Source organism: Oceaniglobus roseus, from assembly GCF_002869745.1.
Taxonomy (GTDB): domain Bacteria; phylum Pseudomonadota; class Alphaproteobacteria; order Rhodobacterales; family Rhodobacteraceae; genus Oceaniglobus; species Oceaniglobus roseus.
Genome location: NZ_PNOS01000041.1, coordinates 26,685 through 43,052, shown reverse-complemented (window position 1 = coordinate 43,052; position 16,368 = coordinate 26,685). Strand labels below are relative to the sequence as shown.

Annotated in this window: 16 protein-coding genes; 4 read left to right on the top strand and 12 right to left on the bottom strand. The window is 69.8% G+C overall.

The genetic code is table 11. The features are described from left to right. A partial coding sequence (locus A7B20_RS17680; RefSeq protein WP_102109912.1) for a molybdopterin molybdotransferase MoeA occupies nucleotides 1-1,053 on the top strand: 1,053 nt, incomplete at its 5' end. 118 nt (nucleotides 1,054-1,171) lie between these two features. Further along, the gene (gene lexA, locus A7B20_RS17675) at nucleotides 1,172-1,855 is read left to right on the top strand and encodes a transcriptional repressor LexA (RefSeq protein WP_102109908.1); all 684 of its coding nucleotides are present in this window, start codon (nucleotides 1,172-1,174) and stop codon (nucleotides 1,853-1,855) included. A gap of 128 nt (nucleotides 1,856-1,983) precedes the next feature. Here the strand turns inward: lexA and A7B20_RS17670 are convergent, their stop codons facing one another. Further along, a complete protein-coding gene (locus A7B20_RS17670) occupies nucleotides 1,984-4,053 on the bottom strand; it encodes a ComEC/Rec2 family competence protein (protein WP_102109907.1) in 2,070 nt (689 codons plus the stop codon). Between the two features lie 76 nt (nucleotides 4,054-4,129). On the opposite strand from A7B20_RS17670, the gene gltX reads away from it, so the two are divergent. Further along, a complete protein-coding gene (gltX, locus tag A7B20_RS17665; RefSeq protein ID WP_102109906.1) occupies nucleotides 4,130-5,530 on the top strand; it encodes a glutamate--tRNA ligase in 1,401 nt (466 codons plus the stop codon). A gap of 81 nt (nucleotides 5,531-5,611) precedes the next feature. Beyond that, nucleotides 5,612-6,907 carry a citrate synthase gene (locus tag A7B20_RS17660; RefSeq protein WP_102109905.1) on the top strand — a complete coding sequence of 432 codons (1,296 nt, stop codon included), beginning with the start codon at nucleotides 5,612-5,614 and terminating at the stop codon, nucleotides 6,905-6,907. A gap of 90 nt (nucleotides 6,908-6,997) precedes the next feature. On the opposite strand, the gene A7B20_RS17655 is transcribed toward A7B20_RS17660, so the two are convergent. From A7B20_RS17655 to A7B20_RS17605, 11 genes are all read right to left on the bottom strand, one after another. Next, nucleotides 6,998-8,101 (bottom strand): alkene reductase, encoded by a 1,104-nt coding sequence (locus A7B20_RS17655; protein ID WP_102109904.1) that lies wholly within the window; start codon nucleotides 8,099-8,101, stop codon nucleotides 6,998-7,000. Nucleotides 8,102-8,166: 65 nt separating this feature from the next. Further along, nucleotides 8,167-8,943, bottom strand: coding sequence for an enoyl-CoA hydratase-related protein (locus tag A7B20_RS17650; protein WP_102109903.1), 777 nt, complete (start codon nucleotides 8,941-8,943; stop codon nucleotides 8,167-8,169). A gap of 69 nt (nucleotides 8,944-9,012) precedes the next feature. Continuing rightward, complete coding sequence (locus A7B20_RS17645; protein ID WP_102109902.1) at nucleotides 9,013-9,492, bottom strand: cytochrome c-type biogenesis protein; 480 nt, start codon at nucleotides 9,490-9,492, stop codon at nucleotides 9,013-9,015. Beyond that, entirely contained in the window at nucleotides 9,489-11,459 is a 1,971-nt protein-coding gene (locus tag A7B20_RS17640; protein ID WP_102109911.1) for a heme lyase CcmF/NrfE family subunit, read from the bottom strand. Before A7B20_RS17640 ends, A7B20_RS17645 begins: the two co-directional genes overlap by 4 nt. Before the next feature lie 86 nt (nucleotides 11,460-11,545). Continuing rightward, nucleotides 11,546-11,752: a hemolysin XhlA family protein gene (locus tag A7B20_RS17635; protein WP_102109901.1), complete on the bottom strand. Its 207-nt coding sequence runs from the start codon at nucleotides 11,750-11,752 to the stop codon at nucleotides 11,546-11,548. Then, nucleotides 11,745-12,374 (bottom strand): holin family protein, encoded by a 630-nt coding sequence (locus tag A7B20_RS17630; protein ID WP_102109900.1) that lies wholly within the window; start codon nucleotides 12,372-12,374, stop codon nucleotides 11,745-11,747. Before A7B20_RS17630 ends, A7B20_RS17635 begins: the two co-directional genes overlap by 8 nt. Then, on the bottom strand, nucleotides 12,365-12,976 hold the full coding sequence (locus A7B20_RS17625; RefSeq protein ID WP_102109899.1) for a holin-associated N-acetylmuramidase: 612 nt from the start codon (nucleotides 12,974-12,976) through the stop codon (nucleotides 12,365-12,367). The genes A7B20_RS17630 and A7B20_RS17625 overlap by 10 nt, the downstream gene beginning before the upstream one ends. A 54-nt stretch (nucleotides 12,977-13,030) precedes the next feature. Then, the gene (gene ccmE, locus A7B20_RS17620) at nucleotides 13,031-13,489 is read right to left on the bottom strand and encodes a cytochrome c maturation protein CcmE (RefSeq protein ID WP_102109898.1); all 459 of its coding nucleotides are present in this window, start codon (nucleotides 13,487-13,489) and stop codon (nucleotides 13,031-13,033) included. Nucleotides 13,490-13,502: 13 nt separating this feature from the next. Continuing rightward, complete coding sequence (gene argC / locus A7B20_RS17615; RefSeq protein WP_102109897.1) at nucleotides 13,503-14,531, bottom strand: N-acetyl-gamma-glutamyl-phosphate reductase; 1,029 nt, start codon at nucleotides 14,529-14,531, stop codon at nucleotides 13,503-13,505. Between the two features lie 59 nt (nucleotides 14,532-14,590). Beyond that, nucleotides 14,591-15,403 carry a glutamate racemase gene (murI, locus tag A7B20_RS17610; RefSeq protein ID WP_102109896.1) on the bottom strand — a complete coding sequence of 271 codons (813 nt, stop codon included), beginning with the start codon at nucleotides 15,401-15,403 and terminating at the stop codon, nucleotides 14,591-14,593. Between the two features lies 1 nt (nucleotide 15,404). Then, nucleotides 15,405-16,298: a lysophospholipid acyltransferase family protein gene (locus A7B20_RS17605; protein WP_245867079.1), complete on the bottom strand. Its 894-nt coding sequence runs from the start codon at nucleotides 16,296-16,298 to the stop codon at nucleotides 15,405-15,407. Nucleotides 16,299-16,368 lie beyond the last annotated feature (70 nt).

Here is a 16,368-nt window from a genome sequence, read left to right as displayed (position 1 = left end):
CGCGCCCAGCCGCCCTTCGCGGCCTCGGCCATGGACGGCTATGCGGTGGCGGGCGATGCCGTGAGGCCCGGCGCGACCTTCCGCGTGGTGGGCGAGAACGCGGCCGGCCGCGTCTCGGACCGCGCGCTCGGACCCGGCGAGGCGCTGCGCATCTTCACCGGCGCGCCGCTCCCCCCGGGCGCCGACCGCGTGGTGATCCAGGAGGACGTCAGCCGCGACGGCGACACCGTCACGCTGAAGGACAACCTCGACGACGCCACCCACGTCCGCCCCGCCGGCGCGGACTTCGCGCAAGGCCAGGAACATTTCCCCCGCCATCCCCTGACCCCCGCCGACCTCGTCCTGATCGCGGCGATGAACCTGCCCGAGGTCACGGTGGTCCGCCGTCCCGTCGTCGCCCTGATCGCCACGGGGGACGAGCTGGTGATGCCGGGCGAGGCGCCGCGGGCCGACCAGATCGCCGCGTCCAACATCTTCGGGCTTGCCGCCATGGTCGAGGCCGCGGGCGGAACGGCACGGATCCTGCCGATCGCGCGGGACAGCGAGGCGTCGCTCGACGCCGTGTTCGCGCTGGCGGGGGGCGCCGACCTCGTCGTGACCATCGGCGGCGCGTCGGTCGGGGACCACGATCTGGTCGGCGCCGTCGCCGCGGCGCGGGGCATGGAGCGGTCGTTCTACAGGATCGCCATGCGCCCCGGCAAACCGCTGATGGCAGGACGCATGGACGGGGTGCCGATGCTGGGCCTGCCCGGCAACCCGGTCTCGGCCATGGTCTGCGGCCATGTCTTCCTGCTGCCCGCGCTGCGCGTCATGCTGGGCCTCGGCGCCCGGCCCGCCCCCCGCCGCACCGCACCGCTCGCCGCGCCGCTTGCGGCGAACGGTCCGCGCGAGCACTACATGCGGGCGCGCCTGACCGAGGCGGGGCTGGTCCCGGCCCCGCGGCAGGACAGCGCGCTGACCGGCGTGCTGGCCGCCTCCGACGCGCTGATCCTGCGCCCGGTGGACGATCCCGCCCGCGCCGCCGGAGATCTGGTCACCTACCTGCCCCTCTGACCGCCCGGAGCCGTGGCGGGGTGACGCCGCGGAGATTGACACAAAGCGGGAACACCTGTAGAACACGCGCAGAACGCGCCTTCGGGCGCCCCCTGTGGACAACTTCGGGACCCGATACATGCTCACCCGCAAGCAGCTGGAATTGCTCGATTTCATCAACCGCCGCGTCCAGCGCGACGGGGTGCCGCCGTCCTTCGACGAGATGAAGGAGGCGCTGGACCTGCGCTCGAAATCCGGCATCCACAGGCTGATCACCGCGCTGGAGGAGCGTGGCTTCATCCGCCGCCTCGCCCACCGGGCGCGGGCGCTGGAAATCGTCAAGCTGCCCGACGCGATGGAGGCGCCGGGCTTCTCCCCGCGGGTGATCGAGGGCGGTGAGTCCGACGCGCGGCGCCCTTCCTCGCAGGCGCAGGTCGACGCCGTCGACCTTCCCGTGATGGGCCGGATCGCCGCCGGTGTCCCGATCGAGGCCATCAGCTTGGAAAGCCACCGCGTCGCCGTGCCCGGCACGATGCTGTCCGGCAAGGGCAGCCATTATGCGCTGGAAGTGCGCGGGGATTCGATGATCGAGGCCGGGATCAACGACGGCGACGTCGTGGTGATCCGGGAAAGCAGCAGCGCCGACAACGGCGACATCGTGGTCGCCCTGGTCGAGGACCAGGAGGCGACGCTGAAGCGGTTCCGCCGCAACGGCAGTTCCATCGCGCTGGAAGCCGCCAACCCGGCCTACGAGACGCGGATGTACCGCGACGATCAGGTCAAGGTGCAGGGACGGCTCGTGGGCCTGATCCGCACCTACTGACGCAGGGCCGCGCCGGGCGCGGGGCTCTCCCGCGCAGACCGGCGGGACGGCGTGCCTTTTTTTTGTCGAAAGCGAAGCACCGGGCGCAGCGGTTTCGCCTGACCGGGTGCCGGGACGTGATCGGAACGTCAGCCCCCTGACCCGGACCGCGGCCTTCGGGGGTGCCGGTTCCACAACCGCTCTCCTGACGCCTCGCGCGCCGTCGTGATGTCCAGACCACCGGGCATCGCCCGCACGGCAAGGGCGCCCGAGCGGGACAGGCTGGCGCGGTCGATCACGCGGCAGCCCTCGGGCGGGGCCGCTGTCGTGCGGGCCGCGAGGATGACGAGGGAGGCGCGCGCGCAGCCCTCGGTCAGCCTCTCGCCCGCGCCACGCCCGCCGATCTGCGCGACCTCCACTTCGCCGATGCGGAACAGAGTCAGGCCGCCCTCGCGCCGGAAGGCGCCGCGCCCTGCGGCGCGGTCCTGCGGCGCGCCGTCGCCGTCGTTCTCGAGCCAGCTCATCGCGACGAAGCCTTCGCCCCGCTCCTTGCTCAGCGCCCGGCCCGCGGGGGTCATCACGCCGACGAGCCCGCCGCTGTCCGACACCAGGAGCGCCGGCCGCTCCGCCTGGCTCCAGAGCCCGAGCGCGAGAGCGGCCGGGGCAAGCCCCGCCAGCCGCGCCGGGCCCCGCCAGACCATGACCCAGAGCAGGCCGAGCGACATCAGCGGCAGCACGGCGGGACCGGGCGCCACGACGCGGCCGACAGCCCCCGGCTGCGCGGCGATCCAGTGCGCGACGCCGAGGATCCAGCGGATCGCCGGGGCCATGACGGCCAGCCCGACCTGTTCCAGCCCTAAGGGCGCGAGGCAGGCTGCCAGCACCGCGCCCGGCATCACGACCGTTCCCATCAGCGGCACCGACAGCAGGTTCGCGATCAGCCCGTAGTGGGACAAGGTGTTGAAATGGGCGGCCGCGACCGGCGCCGTGGCGGCCCCCGCAACGGCCGAGGACAGCACGACGGTCAGGACCGGGCGCAGGAGCCGCGGCAGCCACGGCGCCTCGACGCCGCGGAGCGCGCGGAACACGGCGACGAGAGCCGTGGTCGCGGCGAAGGACATCTGGAACCCCGGCTCGGTCAGGCTTTCGGGGCGCAGGACCAGCACGATGATCGCGGCCATGGCGACGGCGCGCAGGGTCAGCGCGCGGCGGTCCAGCAGGATGGCGCCGAACATCACCGCGACCATGACGAAGGCGCGCTGGGTGGCGACGTTGCCGCCCGAGAGCCCGAGGTAGACCGCGCCGGCGGCCAGCGCGAAGACCGCGGCGATCTTCTTGATCGGCCAGGCCAGCCCCGCGCCCGGGACCGCCGCCAGCGCGAGGCGGACCGCGGTGAACACGACGCCGGTCAGAAGCCCCATGTGCAGCCCCGAGATCGCCAGCAGGTGCGCGAGGTTCGAGGCCCGCAGGTCGACCAGGGTGGCGAGCGGAATGGCCGCGCGGTCGCCCGTCGTGATGGCCGCGGCGAAGGCGCCCGCCTCGCCCGGCAGGTCGCGCCGGACGGATCCGGCGACGGTGTCGCGCCAGCGCGCGAGGCTTGGGCGGGAGGGCGGCAGGGCCACCGCCATCAGTGGCGTGCGGGAATAGCCGACGGCGCCCAGCCCGTCGAACCAGGCGGAACGCTGGAAGTCGAAGCCCCCGGGCTCCACCGGGCCGGCGGGCGGCGCCAGATGCGCCGTCAGCATCACCCGCTTGCCCGGCACCGGCACGGTCCCCGCGACATCGGAGTGGAGAGAGATGCGCACCCGCGAGGGCGTGCGGGCGGGCGCCACGTCGTCCAGCACCACGCGGTCGAGCGTCAGGCGCACGGCGTCGCTGGCCGAGCGGTCGATGCCGAGGATGCGCCCCTCGACCGAGCCGTAGTAGCGGAACGGGAGCACCGGGGCGGCGACCAGATGCGCCCGCGCCCCCGCCAGCAGCACGCCCGCCGCCACCAGCGCGAGGGCCGAAAGCAGCGGCCGCCGCGCCGGCCCGGTCCGCGCCAGCCCGGCGACCAGCGCCAGGGTGGTGGCGGAAAGGCCCACCCAGATCGCCGCCGATGGCTCGGCAGGCAGGGAGAAGTAGCAGCCGATGCCGATGGCCAGGCACACCGGCACCCAGGGAAACAGGCCGCCCCTCTGCGCGTCGATCCAGCCGGCGAGGCGCGTCAGGGGTGCCACACTTGTCCTCCCTCCGCCGATTGGCTAGACCGCTCCGGACCCTAACCTCCTCATGATTTCCAGAAGGTTAACGCCAATGTCCCGACCCGTCGTCACCCGTTTCGCCCCCTCGCCGACGGGCTATCTCCACATCGGCGGCGCCCGCACCGCGCTGTTCAACTGGTTGTTCGCAAAGGCGAACGGCGGGACATTCCTGCTGCGGATCGAGGACACGGACCGCGCCCGCTCGACCCCCGAGGCGACCGAGGCGATCTTCCGGGGCATGCGCTGGCTCGGGCTTGACTGGGACGGCGAGGCGGTCAGCCAGTCGGCCAACGCCCCCCGCCACGCCGAGGTGGCGCGGCAGATGCTGGAGGCCGGGACCGCCTACAAGTGCTTTTCCACCCAGGAGGAAATCGAGGCGTTCCGCGAACAGGCCCGGGCCGAGGGGCGTTCGACCCTGTTCCGCTCGCCCTGGCGCGACGCCGATCCGGCGACCCATCCCGATGCGCCGTATGTCATTCGGGTGAAGGCGCCCCTCGACGGCGAGACGGTGATCGCCGACCGCGTGCAGGGCGACGTCAGGATCCGCAACGACCAGCTCGACGACATGATCGTGCTGCGCTCGGACGGCACGCCCGTCTACATGCTGGCGGTGGTGGTGGACGATCACGACATGGGCGTGACCCACGTGATCCGCGGCGACGACCACCTGAACAACGCCGCGCGGCAGATGCTGGTCTACAACGCCATGGGATGGGAGGTGCCGGTCTGGGCGCATATCCCGCTGATCCACGGCGAGGACGGCAAGAAGCTGTCGAAGCGGCACGGCGCGCTTGGCGTGCACGAGTACCAGGCCATGGGATATCCCGCGGCGGCGATGCGCAACTACCTTGCCCGGCTCGGCTGGAGCCACGGCGACGACGAGGTGTTCACGACCGAGCAGGCGGTGGAGTGGTTCACGCTCGAAGGGATCGGCAAGGCGCCCGCGCGGCTCGACGCGAAGAAGCTGGCGCACCTCTCGGGCCAGCACATCGCGATGATGGAGGACGCGGCCCTGGTGGCGGAGATCGCCGCCTATCTCGACGCGGCGCAGCAACCGCCGCTGACCGACGCGCAGGCGGAGCTGCTGCAAAAGGCGATGTACGCACTGAAAGACCGCGCGAAATCTTTCCCGGATCTCCTTGAAAAGGCACATTTCTGCCTGACCTCGCGCCCGATCGCGCCGGACGACAAGGCGGCGAAGGCGCTGGACGACGAGGCGCGGGCGCGCTTGCGCGAATTGACGCCGCACCTGCAAACTGCTAGCTGGGACCGGGATAACCTAGAGGTTTCAGTTGCTTCATTCGCCGAGGCGCAGGGGATCGGGCTGGGCAAGCTCGCGCAGCCGCTGCGTGCTGCCCTCGCCGGGCGCATGGCCACACCCAGCGTCTTCGACATGATGCAGGTGCTCGGCCGCGACGAAAGCCTGGCCCGCCTGGCCGACGCGACGCAGTAGACACCGGGACGGCCCCGCCACCCGACACAGGATCAACGAGGTTTCACTGCGGTGAGGCCCCCCGAGAGGAAGGACACCGACATGTCAGAAGCCACGAAAACAGCGACGCTGACCTTCGACGACAAGACCTTCGAGCTGCCGATGCACACCCCGACCGCGGGGCCCGACGTCATCGACATCCGCAAGCTCTATGCCCAGGCGGGGGTCTTCACCTATGACCCCGGCTTCACCTCGACCGCGGCCTGCGACAGTGCGATCACCTACATCGACGGCGATGCGGGCGTGCTGCTGCACCGCGGCTACCCGATCGACCAGCTGGCCGAGAAGTCGCATTTCCTCGAGGTCTGCTATCTCCTGCTCTACGGCGAGCTTCCAACCGCCGACCAGCTGGAGGATTTCGAGCATCGCGTGACCCAGCACACGATGATCCACGAGCAGATGCACAACTTCTTCCGCGGCTTCCGCCGGGACGCGCACCCGATGGCGACCATGGTGGGCGTGGTCGGCGCGATGTCGGCCTTCTATCACGACAGCACCGACATCTCGGACCCCTGGCAACGCGAGGTCGCCTCGATCCGCCTGATCGCCAAGATGCCGACGATCGCGGCGATGGCCTACAAGTACTCGATCGGCCAGCCCTTCGTGTACCCGCAGAACTCGCTCGACTATGCGTCGAACTTCCTTCGGATGTGCTTCTCCGTTCCGGCCGAGGATTACGTGGTCAACCCGATCCTGTCCCGCGCGATGGACCGGATCTTCACGCTCCACGCGGATCACGAGCAGAACGCCTCGACCTCCACGGTGCGGCTGGCCTCGTCCTCGGGGGCGAATCCCTTCGCCTGCATCGCGGCCGGCATCGCCTGCCTCTGGGGCCCGGCCCACGGTGGCGCCAACCAGGCGGCGCTGGAGATGCTGCGCCAGATCGGCACGCCCGACCGCATCCCCGAGTTCATCGCCCGCGCCAAGGACAAGAACGACCCGTTCCGCCTGATGGGCTTCGGCCACCGCGTCTACAAGAACTTCGACCCGCGGGCGAAGGTGATGAAGAAGTCCGCCGACGAGGTGCTGGAGCTGCTCGGAGTCGAGAACAACCCGACCCTTCAGGTCGCCAAGGAGCTGGAGAAGGTGGCGCTGGAGGATTCATACTTCGCCGAGAAGAAGCTCTACCCCAACGTCGACTTCTACTCGGGCATCATCCTCGACGCGATGGGTTTCCCGACCGCGATGTTCACGCCGATCTTCGCGCTGGCCCGCACCGTCGGCTGGATTTCCCAGTGGAAGGAGCAGATCTCGGACCCGCAGCTGAAGATCGGCCGTCCGCGCCAGCTGTACCAGGGCCCGACCTACCGCGACTACGTGGACGTCGAGAACCGCTGAGCCGCAAGGCCCGGATCCCATGCGAAAGGGCCGCCCCTCGGGGCGGCCCTTTTCCGTTGCAGACGGTCGTCGGCGCCGGGACGCCGCGCGTCAGGCCGCCTTCTCGCCCGGCTTCAGGAACGGATAGTCGATGTAGCCTTCCGCGCCGCCACCGTAGAACGTGTCCTGATCGGGCGTGTTCAGCTCGGCACCGAGTCGATAGCGTTCGGGCAAGTCGGGATTGGCGATGAAGGGACGGCCGAAGGTCACGGCATCGGCGTGGCCATCCGAGATGGCGGCCGAGGCGCTTTCGGCGTCATAGCCGCCGTTGGCGATATAGAAGCCGTGGTAGTGGCCGCGCAGCCGCTTCAGCAGGTCCTGCCCGGCGCTGTCCTTGTCGCTGCCCGGGAAGCTTTCGACGACGTGGAGGTAGGCGAGGCCCTTGCCGGAAAGCATTTTGTAGACCTCGGTGAACAGCCCCTCCGGATCGCTGTCGCCGATGTCGTTGGCCTGGCCGAGCGGCGACAGGCGCACGCCGATGCGATCCTTGTCCCAGACCTCGCTCACCGCGTCGATGACGAGTTCGAGGAACCGCATCCGGTTCTCGATCTCGCCGCCGAACTGGTCGGTGCGCTTGTTGGTCCTGTCCTGCAGGAACTGGTCTAGGAGATAGCCGTTCGCGCTGTGCACCTCGACGCCGTCGAACCCCGCCTTGCGCGACATCTCGGCCGCGTGCCGGAACTCATTCACGACCTCGTGGATGCGCTCCACGCTCATCGCGTCGGGCGTCGAGCAGTCCTCGAACCCGTTCGCAGTGAAGGTCTGACCCTTCGCGGCGATGGCCGAGGGCGCCTCGGGATTGCGGCCGTCGGGCAGCAGCGAGACATGGCTGATCCGCCCGACATGCCAGAGCTGGAGGAAGATCCGTCCGCCCTTGGCATGCACGGCGTCGGTGATCTTCTTCCACGCCGCCACGTGCCCGTCGGTGTAGATCCCCGGCGTGTCGAGATAGCCCTTGCCCATCGCGCTGATCTGGGTGGCCTCGGTGAAGATCAGCCCGGCGCCGGCGCGCTGGCCGTAGTAGGTTTCGGCCATGTCGCGCGGCGTGCCGTCGGACTGGGCGCGGTTGCGGGTCAGGGGCGCCATCAGGACGCGGTTCGCCAGGTCCAGATCGCCCATCTTCACGGGGTCGAACAGGTTGCGGTGCTCACTCATATCTCGATCCTTTCCGAAGAAGAGATACGGTAACGCCGCGACGCAGAATTCGTTCCGTGACCGGATCAGCGCCCTTCGTAGCGCGCGGGGCGCTTCTCGAGGAAGGCCAGCACGCCTTCCTTGAAGTCGAAGGAGGTGCCGCAATCGCCCTGCAACCGCGCCTCGAGCGCCAGCTGCTCGTCGAGGGAGTTCTCGAAGCTGCCCCGCAGCGCCGCCTTGACGTGCCGGTAGGCCAGCGTCGGCCCCAAGGCGAGCTTCCCGGCCCGGGCGCGCCAGTGGGCGTCGAAGGCGTGATCCGGCACCGCTTCCCAGATCATCCCCCAGTCCGAGGCCTGCCGCGCCGTGATCGGCTCGGCGAACAGCGCCGCGCCCATGGCCTTGGCCGCGCCCATCTGCCGCGGCAACCAGTAGGTGCCGCCGGCGTCCGGAATCAGGCCGATGCGGGTGAAGGCCTGGAGGAACACGGCGCCTTCCGTGGCGATCACCACGTCGCAGGCCAGCGCCAGGTTCGCCCCCGCCCCCGCCGCCGCGCCGTTCACGGCGCAGATGGTGGGGATCGGGCAGTCGAAGATCGCCTTCAGCATCGGCACGTACTCGTCCCTGAGCGTCCGCTCAAGATCCATGTTCGCCGCCGTGGCCCCGTCCCCCAGGTCCTGCCCCGAACAGAAGGCCCGCCCCTCGCCCGTCATCACCAGCACCCGCGCGCTGTCGGCGGCGGCCTTCACCGCGTGCAGGATCTCGGCCCGCATCTGGGTGTTCAGCGCGTTCATCACCTCGGGGCGGCACAGGGTCAGGACGGCCACGTTGTCGGCAACCGTCAGGCGGATCGTTTCGTAATGCATCGGGGGTCCTTCCGGGGCTTTTGGCAGATCATTGCCGAAGCGGAAGGTCCGGGGAAGCGGAACGCGCCGTCACCGCCCCAGGATTTCGTCGAGCCGCGCCTTGTCCTCGGCGCTCAGGCTGTCGTCCTGCCGTTCCGGGCGGCGCCGCCGGAGATAGACCGCGGCCACGCCCCCGGCCAGAAGCAGCATCGCGGGGCCCGCGAGCCAAAGGATCAGGGTCGAGCCCGTCGCGGGGGGATTGAGCAGAACGTATTCGCCGTAGCGGTCGGTGATGAAGGCGATGGCCTCCTCGTCCGTGTCGCCCGCCACCAGCCGCTCGCGCAGCAGCACGCGGAGATCCTTCGCGAGGTCGGCGTCGCTCTCGTCGATGTTCTCGTTGCGGCAGACGAGGCAGCGCAGGCCCTTGGACAGGTCCCGCGCCCGCGACTCGAGCGCGGGGTCGGAAAGCATCTCGTCGGGCTGCACCGCCAGCACCGGCTGGCCGATCACGGCAAGCGCGACCATCAGGGGCGCGAGGACGCGCGACAGGCTCCTCCGCGACACGATCATTCCGCGGGCACCGCCGCCGTCCGGGTCTTCGCCGCACCGGCCGCAACGCGGTGGCGGCGGTCCGACAGCGACAGCACGCCGCCGAAGGCCATGATGATGCAGCCGGCCCAGATCCAGTTGGCGAAGGGCTTGATATAGGTGCGCACCGCCCAGCCGCCGTTGTCCTGCGGATCGCCGATCACGACGTAGAGGTCGCGCAGGATCCCGTTGTGGATCGCCGCCTCGGTCGTCGGCATCCGCTGGACGGGATACATCCGCTTCTCGGGGTGCAGTTCGATCGTCCGACCGCCCCGCTCCATGCCGATGGTGGCCAGCGTCGAGAAATAGTTCGGCCCCTGCACCTCCTGCACGTCCTGCAGTGTCACGGTATAGGCACCGACCTCGAAGGGTTCGCCGACCCGGGTCACGCGGATGTCCTCGGTCTGCCAGGCGGTCATGGCGCAGATGCCGAACATCGTCACCGCGAAGCCGCCGTGGGACACCGACTTGCCCCAGTCCGCCCGCGGCAGACGCCAGAGCCGCCCGGCCTTCTGCGCCAGGTTTCCGCGTCCCGAGCGGATCCAGAGATCCGCGACCACGCCAAGCGCGACCCAGAGCGCCAGCACCAGCCCCACCGGCGCGAGGAAGGCGCGCCCCGTCTGCATCGTCCAGACCAGCGCGCCGAGCGCGAGGCTCAGCGCCGCCGCGCCCCAGAGCGGCCGTGCGACCCGCCCCATGTGCGCCCGTTTCCACGGCATGAGCGAGCCGAAGGGCAGCAGCACCGCGATGGCGACCATGAAGGGCGTGAAGGCCGCATCGAAGAACGGCGCGCCGACCGAAAGCTTCCGTCCGAACAGCAGCTCGGCGATCAGCGGCCAGAGCGTGCCGACGAAGACCACGAAGCACGAGACGGTCAGCAGGATGTTGTTCGCCACCAGCGCCGATTCCCGGCTGAGCGTGGAGAACACCCCCTTCGCCTCCAGCACCCCCGCCCGCGCGGCATAGAGCGTCAGCGCGCCGCCCATGAAGACGGCGAGGATCAGCAGGATGAACACGCCCCGCTCGGGGTCGTTGGCGAAGGCATGGACCGAGGTGATGATGCCCGAACGCACGATGAAGGTGCCGATCAGCGAGAAGCCGAAGGCGATGATCGCCAGCAGGATCGTCCAGCTTTTCAGCGACTCGCGCTTCTCGACAACGATGGCCGAGTGCAGCAGCGCCGCCGAGATCAGCCAGGGCATGAACGACGCGTTCTCGACCGGATCCCAGAACCAGAAGCCGCCCCAGCCAAGCTCGTAATAGGCCCACCACGAGCCGAGCGCGATGCCGATGGTCAGGAAGATCCAGGCGGCCAGCGTCCAGGGCCGGACCCACCTGCCCCAGGCGGCATCGACCCGGCCCTCCAGCAGGGCGGCGACGGCGAAGGAGAAGGTCATCGAAAGCCCGACATAGCCGAGGTAGAGGAACGGCGGATGGAAGGCGAGGCCGGGATCCTGCAGCAGCGGGTTCAGGTCCTGCCCGTTGAAGGGCGGCACCTCGAGGCGCAGGAACGGGTTGGAGGTGAACAGGATGAAGGCCAAAAAGGCGACGCCGATGGCCGCCTGCACCCCCAGCACCCGGGCGCGCAGCGTCGCCGGAAGGTTGCCGCCGAACCAGGCCGCGCAGGCGCCGAAGACCGCGAGGATCAGGCACCACAGCAGCAGCGACCCCTCGTGGTTCCCCCAGACGCCCGCGACCTTGTAGAGCATCGGTTTCGCTGTGTGGGAGTTCATCACCACCAGCCTGACCGAGAAGTCGGAGGTGACGAAGGCGTGCATCAGCGCACCGAAGGCGAAGGCGATCAGGACCGCCTGGGTCTTGGCCGCGGGCTCGGCCACCGCCATCCATCCGGACCAGCCACGGTGCGCACCGACGAGCGGCACCACCATCTGGACCAGGGCGACCATGAAGGCCAGGATCAGGGCGAAGTGACCGAGTTCTGTAATCATGCGCCGGAGCATAGACCGGCGCGACGGCCTCGCCAATGGGGCGCACGTCAAAGTGCGTCGATGCCGCAGGTCCTGCGGCCCGGGGGTCAGCCGGGGATGACCCCCTCGCGGAACAGGAGCGTCAGCGCCGCCATCAGCATCGCGCCGACGATCAGCCGCACCAGCCATTTCAGCGTATCCTCGATGGCGGACAGCCGTTTCTCGACGTTGACGCGGTGCACCTCGTCCACTGCGTTGCGCGTCTCGGCGGCGATCAGCCGCGCCTCGATCGCCTGCCGCCACGCCTCATCCACGCCCGGCCCTCCAGTCGTCGAGGGCCGCGTTGCCGTCCGGGGGCGGCGTGGCGGCAGCGGTGGTCCCCCGCGGCGCGCCGGCAAGGGCGCCCGAAGGCGCGGCGGTGTCCTGTCCTGCGGCATCTGTCCGATCCTCCCCGGTCTGTCCCGCCTGCGCCTGACGCGCCTCGCGCAGTCGCGCGATGGCGTCCACCGCCCCCGGCGTGCGCGCCAGCGCCGCCGCGATGTCGCGCTGGAACGCCTGCCCTTTCGCCTGATGGCGCGCGCCGAAGTAGAACGACACCACCGCGCCCAGGAGCCACCACAGGGGGTCCGGCACCACCGAAAGCCCCACCATCCGCTCGGCGAACCACAGCGGATCTACCATGGCGGCCCCGAACAGCCCGACGGTGCCAAGCGCGAAGACCGGCCGCGGCAGCCGGTTCACGCCGTCCATGAACCGGTCGAACGCACCCTGCCGGGGGGCCGCGAACTCGGCCGCGAACTGCGCCAGCGACGCCGCGCCAAGGTCCGCCGCCCGCTGTGCCGAGGCCTCGGCGTTCTCGCGGAACACCTCGGCCGTCTCCGCGATGACATTGCCGCTGCCGAACAGCAGCCCCATGCCCCGGTCGATCAGCCCCATGACGCCACCCGGCGCGCGTGCTCGTCCTCGCTCAGCCGGTAGCGCGGCGAGATGAAGCTCTCGGCCCGCAGGATCCAGCCGCCCTTGCCGCCGTCCAGCCGCCGCGCGTACTTGCGCGAGGCAGGGCGCCGGTCGGCCAGGGCGTAGTAGTAGTTGCGCCGCGCGATCCCATAGGCGTCCCGCAGATGCGCGGGCGCCGCGGCGTGGGCGACGGCGGCGGCGGCCAGGGTCTGCGGCCCGACCACGCCGTCCACCGCCACCCGCTGGCCCATGTCGCAGAGCAGCCGCTGGAGGATCTCCACCGCGTTCGACCCGGCGTTGACGTACATGTCGAAGACGCTGTCCTGAAGCACCTCGGGCAGCTCGGCGATGCGCGGACGGCGGAAGTAGTGCTCAATGAAGATGTCGCGCGCCCGGCTTGCAGTCAGCCGCCGCAGGTCCGCCACGTCGACATCGCCGTCGCCGTCGAGGTCCAGCCCCAGCCGACGCAGGGTGCCGATGGTCACGCCATGGTTCGTCGCGCCACCGGGGTCGTCGGGGTCGCTCACGAACCCGCCCTCCCGCGCCACGATCTCTTCCGCGATGGACTCCACGCTTGCCATGCCTCACTCCCTCCGGGCCCTTGCATCTGGGCGGGGAAGATCCGGGCCGAGCGGTTAAGAGGGCGGAACCTCGGCGTTCGGCGCCTCGTAGACGCCCTGCGCCTTCAGCGCGTCGATCACTTCCTTGGGCATGTAATTCTCGTCGTGCTTGGCGAGGATCTCGCTCGCCTCGAAGACGCCGTTCACATAGCGCCCGGTGCCCACCATCCCCTGCCCCTCGGCGAAGAGATCGGGCAGCACGCCGGTATAGGTGACGGGCACCGTCGCGGCGCCGTCGGTGACCGAGAAGGTGATCTGCTCGCCCTGCCCGCGCACCAGCGAGCCCTCGGCGACAAGGCCGCCGATGCGGAACACCTCGCCCGAGGAGGGCGGATCGGCCATCACCTGCGCGGGCGCACGGAAGAAGTTGATGCCGTCGCGCATGGCATAGCCGATCAGCGCGGTGGACCCGGCAAGCGCGACGAAGGCCAGAACGATGATCTGGATGCGTCGCTTCTTCTTCAGACCCTTCATCGCTCTCCGCCGCTCATGGAAACAGCGGCGCCAGCATCAGCCCCGCGGTCTCTTCCTCTCCTAGCATAAGGTTGGCGTTCTGCAAGGCTTGGCCCGATGACCCCTTGGTCAGATTGTCGAGAGCGGCAAAGACCGCGGCCCGCCCCTTCCGCCGGTCCCCGGCGACCCCGACATGCACGAAATTGGAGCCCAGAACATGCTGGCTGCTCGGCACCTCGCCCATGGGCAGCAGCACCACGAAGGGCTCCTCGGCATAGGCCTCGGCCAGGGTGCGGTGGATCGCCGCGGCGTCGCCCTCGACATGGCAGGTCGCCAGCACGCCGCGGGAGGCCGGGATCAGGTGTGGCGTGAACTGCACCTCCACGGGCCGCCCGGCCAGCGCGCTGAACTCCTGGTCGAACTCGCCCAGATGGCGATGCCTGCCCCCGACCGCATAGGGCGCCGCGCCGCCCTGAAGCTCGGAATGAAGCAGGTTCTCCTTCAGCGCCCGCCCCGCGCCCGAACTTCCGGCCTTCAGGTCGATCACGATGCGGTCGAGGTCGATCACCCCGGCCGAGACCAGCGGCCGCAGCGCGAACTGGCCCGCCGCCGCGTTACACCCCGTCCCGGCCACCAGCCGCGCGGATTCGATCCGGTCGCGGTAGAACTCGCTGAGGCCATACACGGCCTCGCCCAGCAGCGCGGCAGCCGGATGGGGCTTGCCGTACCAGTGGTGATAGGCGTCGGGATCCTTCAGCCGGAAATCGGCGGAGAGATCGACGATCTTCACGTCCCGCGGCAACTCCGCCACCACCGTCGCCGAGGTGCCGTGGGGCAGTGCGCAGAAGACGATGTCGACGCCGCCGAACTCCACCTCCTCGCGCTTCACGAGCTTCGGCATGTCGAGGTGTCGCAGGTGGGGAAACACGGCGCCAAGCGCCTCGCCCGCCCGCCGCTCGGCCACCAGCGCGGCGATCTCCAGCGTCGGATGGGTGGCGATCAGGCGGATGAGTTCGGCCCCGGTATACCCAGAGGCGCCGAAGATGGCGGCCTTGAACGACATGCAGTCCCCTCCCTCCGGCCCCGGCTTCCGCGGGGTCCCGGCGGAGGTTTAGACCGAGATCACGCGCTTTGAAAAGAGATGCGGCGGCGCAGGAACTGCGTGGCGCTGTTCGACACCTTGTCGGGGTTGCCCGTGGTCAGGAACGCCGGCTCGCGCGGCGGGCCCTGGCGTTCGGGATGGCGGGTCAGGTAATCGGCCAGGCTCTCGGCCACGAGGTTGGCCTGCGAGAAGACCTGCACCTCGTCCCCGAGCGCCGCCTGGAAGACCTCCTGCATCAACGGATAATGGGTGCAGCCCAGCACCGCCGCATCCGGAAACGGCATCTTCCGCTTCAGCGCATCGACGTGGGAGCGTACCAGCGCCTCGGCCAGGATCATGTCGCCGTCCTCGATCGCGTCGACGAGGCCGCCGCAGGCCTGCGCCTCGACGTCCACGCCGATGGCGCGGAAGGCCAGTTCGCGCTGGAAGGCGCGGGAGCGGACGGTGGCGGGGGTGGCGAACAGGGCCACGTTCTTCACCGCGACCTCGCGGGGCGGCGAGTTGTCGCCCCAGTTCCGTTCCGTCAGCGCCTCGATCAGCGGCACGAACACGCCGAGCACGCGCTTGTCCCGCGGTACCCAGCCCTCCTGCATCCGGCGCAGCGCCGCGGCCGAGGCGGTGTTGCAGGCCAGAATCACCAGGTCGCAGCCCGCGTCGAACAGCCGTTCGGTCGCCGCGCAGGTCAGCTGGTAGACGTCGTCGGCGTCGCGCACGCCATAGGGCGCGTTGGCGTTGTCGCCGAAATAGATGAACGGCACCTCGGGGAGCCGCCGCGCCACCGCGTCCAGCACGGTGAGACCGCCCAGACCGGAATCGAAAATGCCGACGGCCATGTCAGACCCTGTATCTGTCCTCGAACTCGAAGCCGTAGCCGAGCGTTTTCAGCGGCTTCGGAGACAGGGCATAGGTCCGCGCGCGCAGAAAGTCCATCATCGCTTTCGGATCGTGGCGGAACGGCGCCAGCGCGTCCGGGGAAATCGGGTCGCCGATGGCGACGCGCACCGGCTCCTCGACCCGGCGGCGGAACTCGCGGATCAGCAGCGCCATACGAAGAGTATAGTGCAAGTGGCTGGCAATCTGGAACATTCTGGAGTTGGAGCCGTCGAAATGGATCGGCAGCACCGTCGCATTCGACTTGGCCACCATCCGCGCGGTGAAGTTGCGCCAGACCGGGTCCAGCGCCTGGCCGAAGGGCTTGGGCGCGGTGCTGACGGTGCCGCCCGGGAAGATCCCGATGGCGCCACCGGCGGCGAGGAAGGACAGTGCATTGCGCCGCGTCTCCAGATTGACCGCCGTCGCCTCCTTCGTCTCGTCGAAGGCGACGGGCAGGATGACACGCTCCAGATCCTGCGCCTTGCGGAAGACGCGGTGCGCCAGGATCCGGAAATCGCCCCGGGTCACGCTCAGGATATGGCCCATCATCAGCCCGTCGAGGATGCCGAACGGGTGGTTCGCGATCAGGATCAGGGGACCTGTTTTCGGAATGTTCCCAAGGGCTCCCGAGGCGACGTGAAGGCTGAGACCGTAGCGTTCGACCATAACCTGCCAGAAGCAGCGCCCCTGCGCCACCTCGGCCTCGTATCCCGCGGCGCGGCGGATGAGGGAAAGGCGGCCGGTGGCGTTCTCCATCATCCGGATCAGCGTCTGCCCGCCCTTCGAGCGGGCCGAGCTGGCATAGCTGATCTCGCGGGCGATGTGCTGGCCGGGCAGCTGCGGCTGGACGTTCAACGCGGCGGACTCACCTTGAGGCAACGGTTGGCGCGTCTTGTGTCACGGTTCGGTATCAGTTTTGCGACAG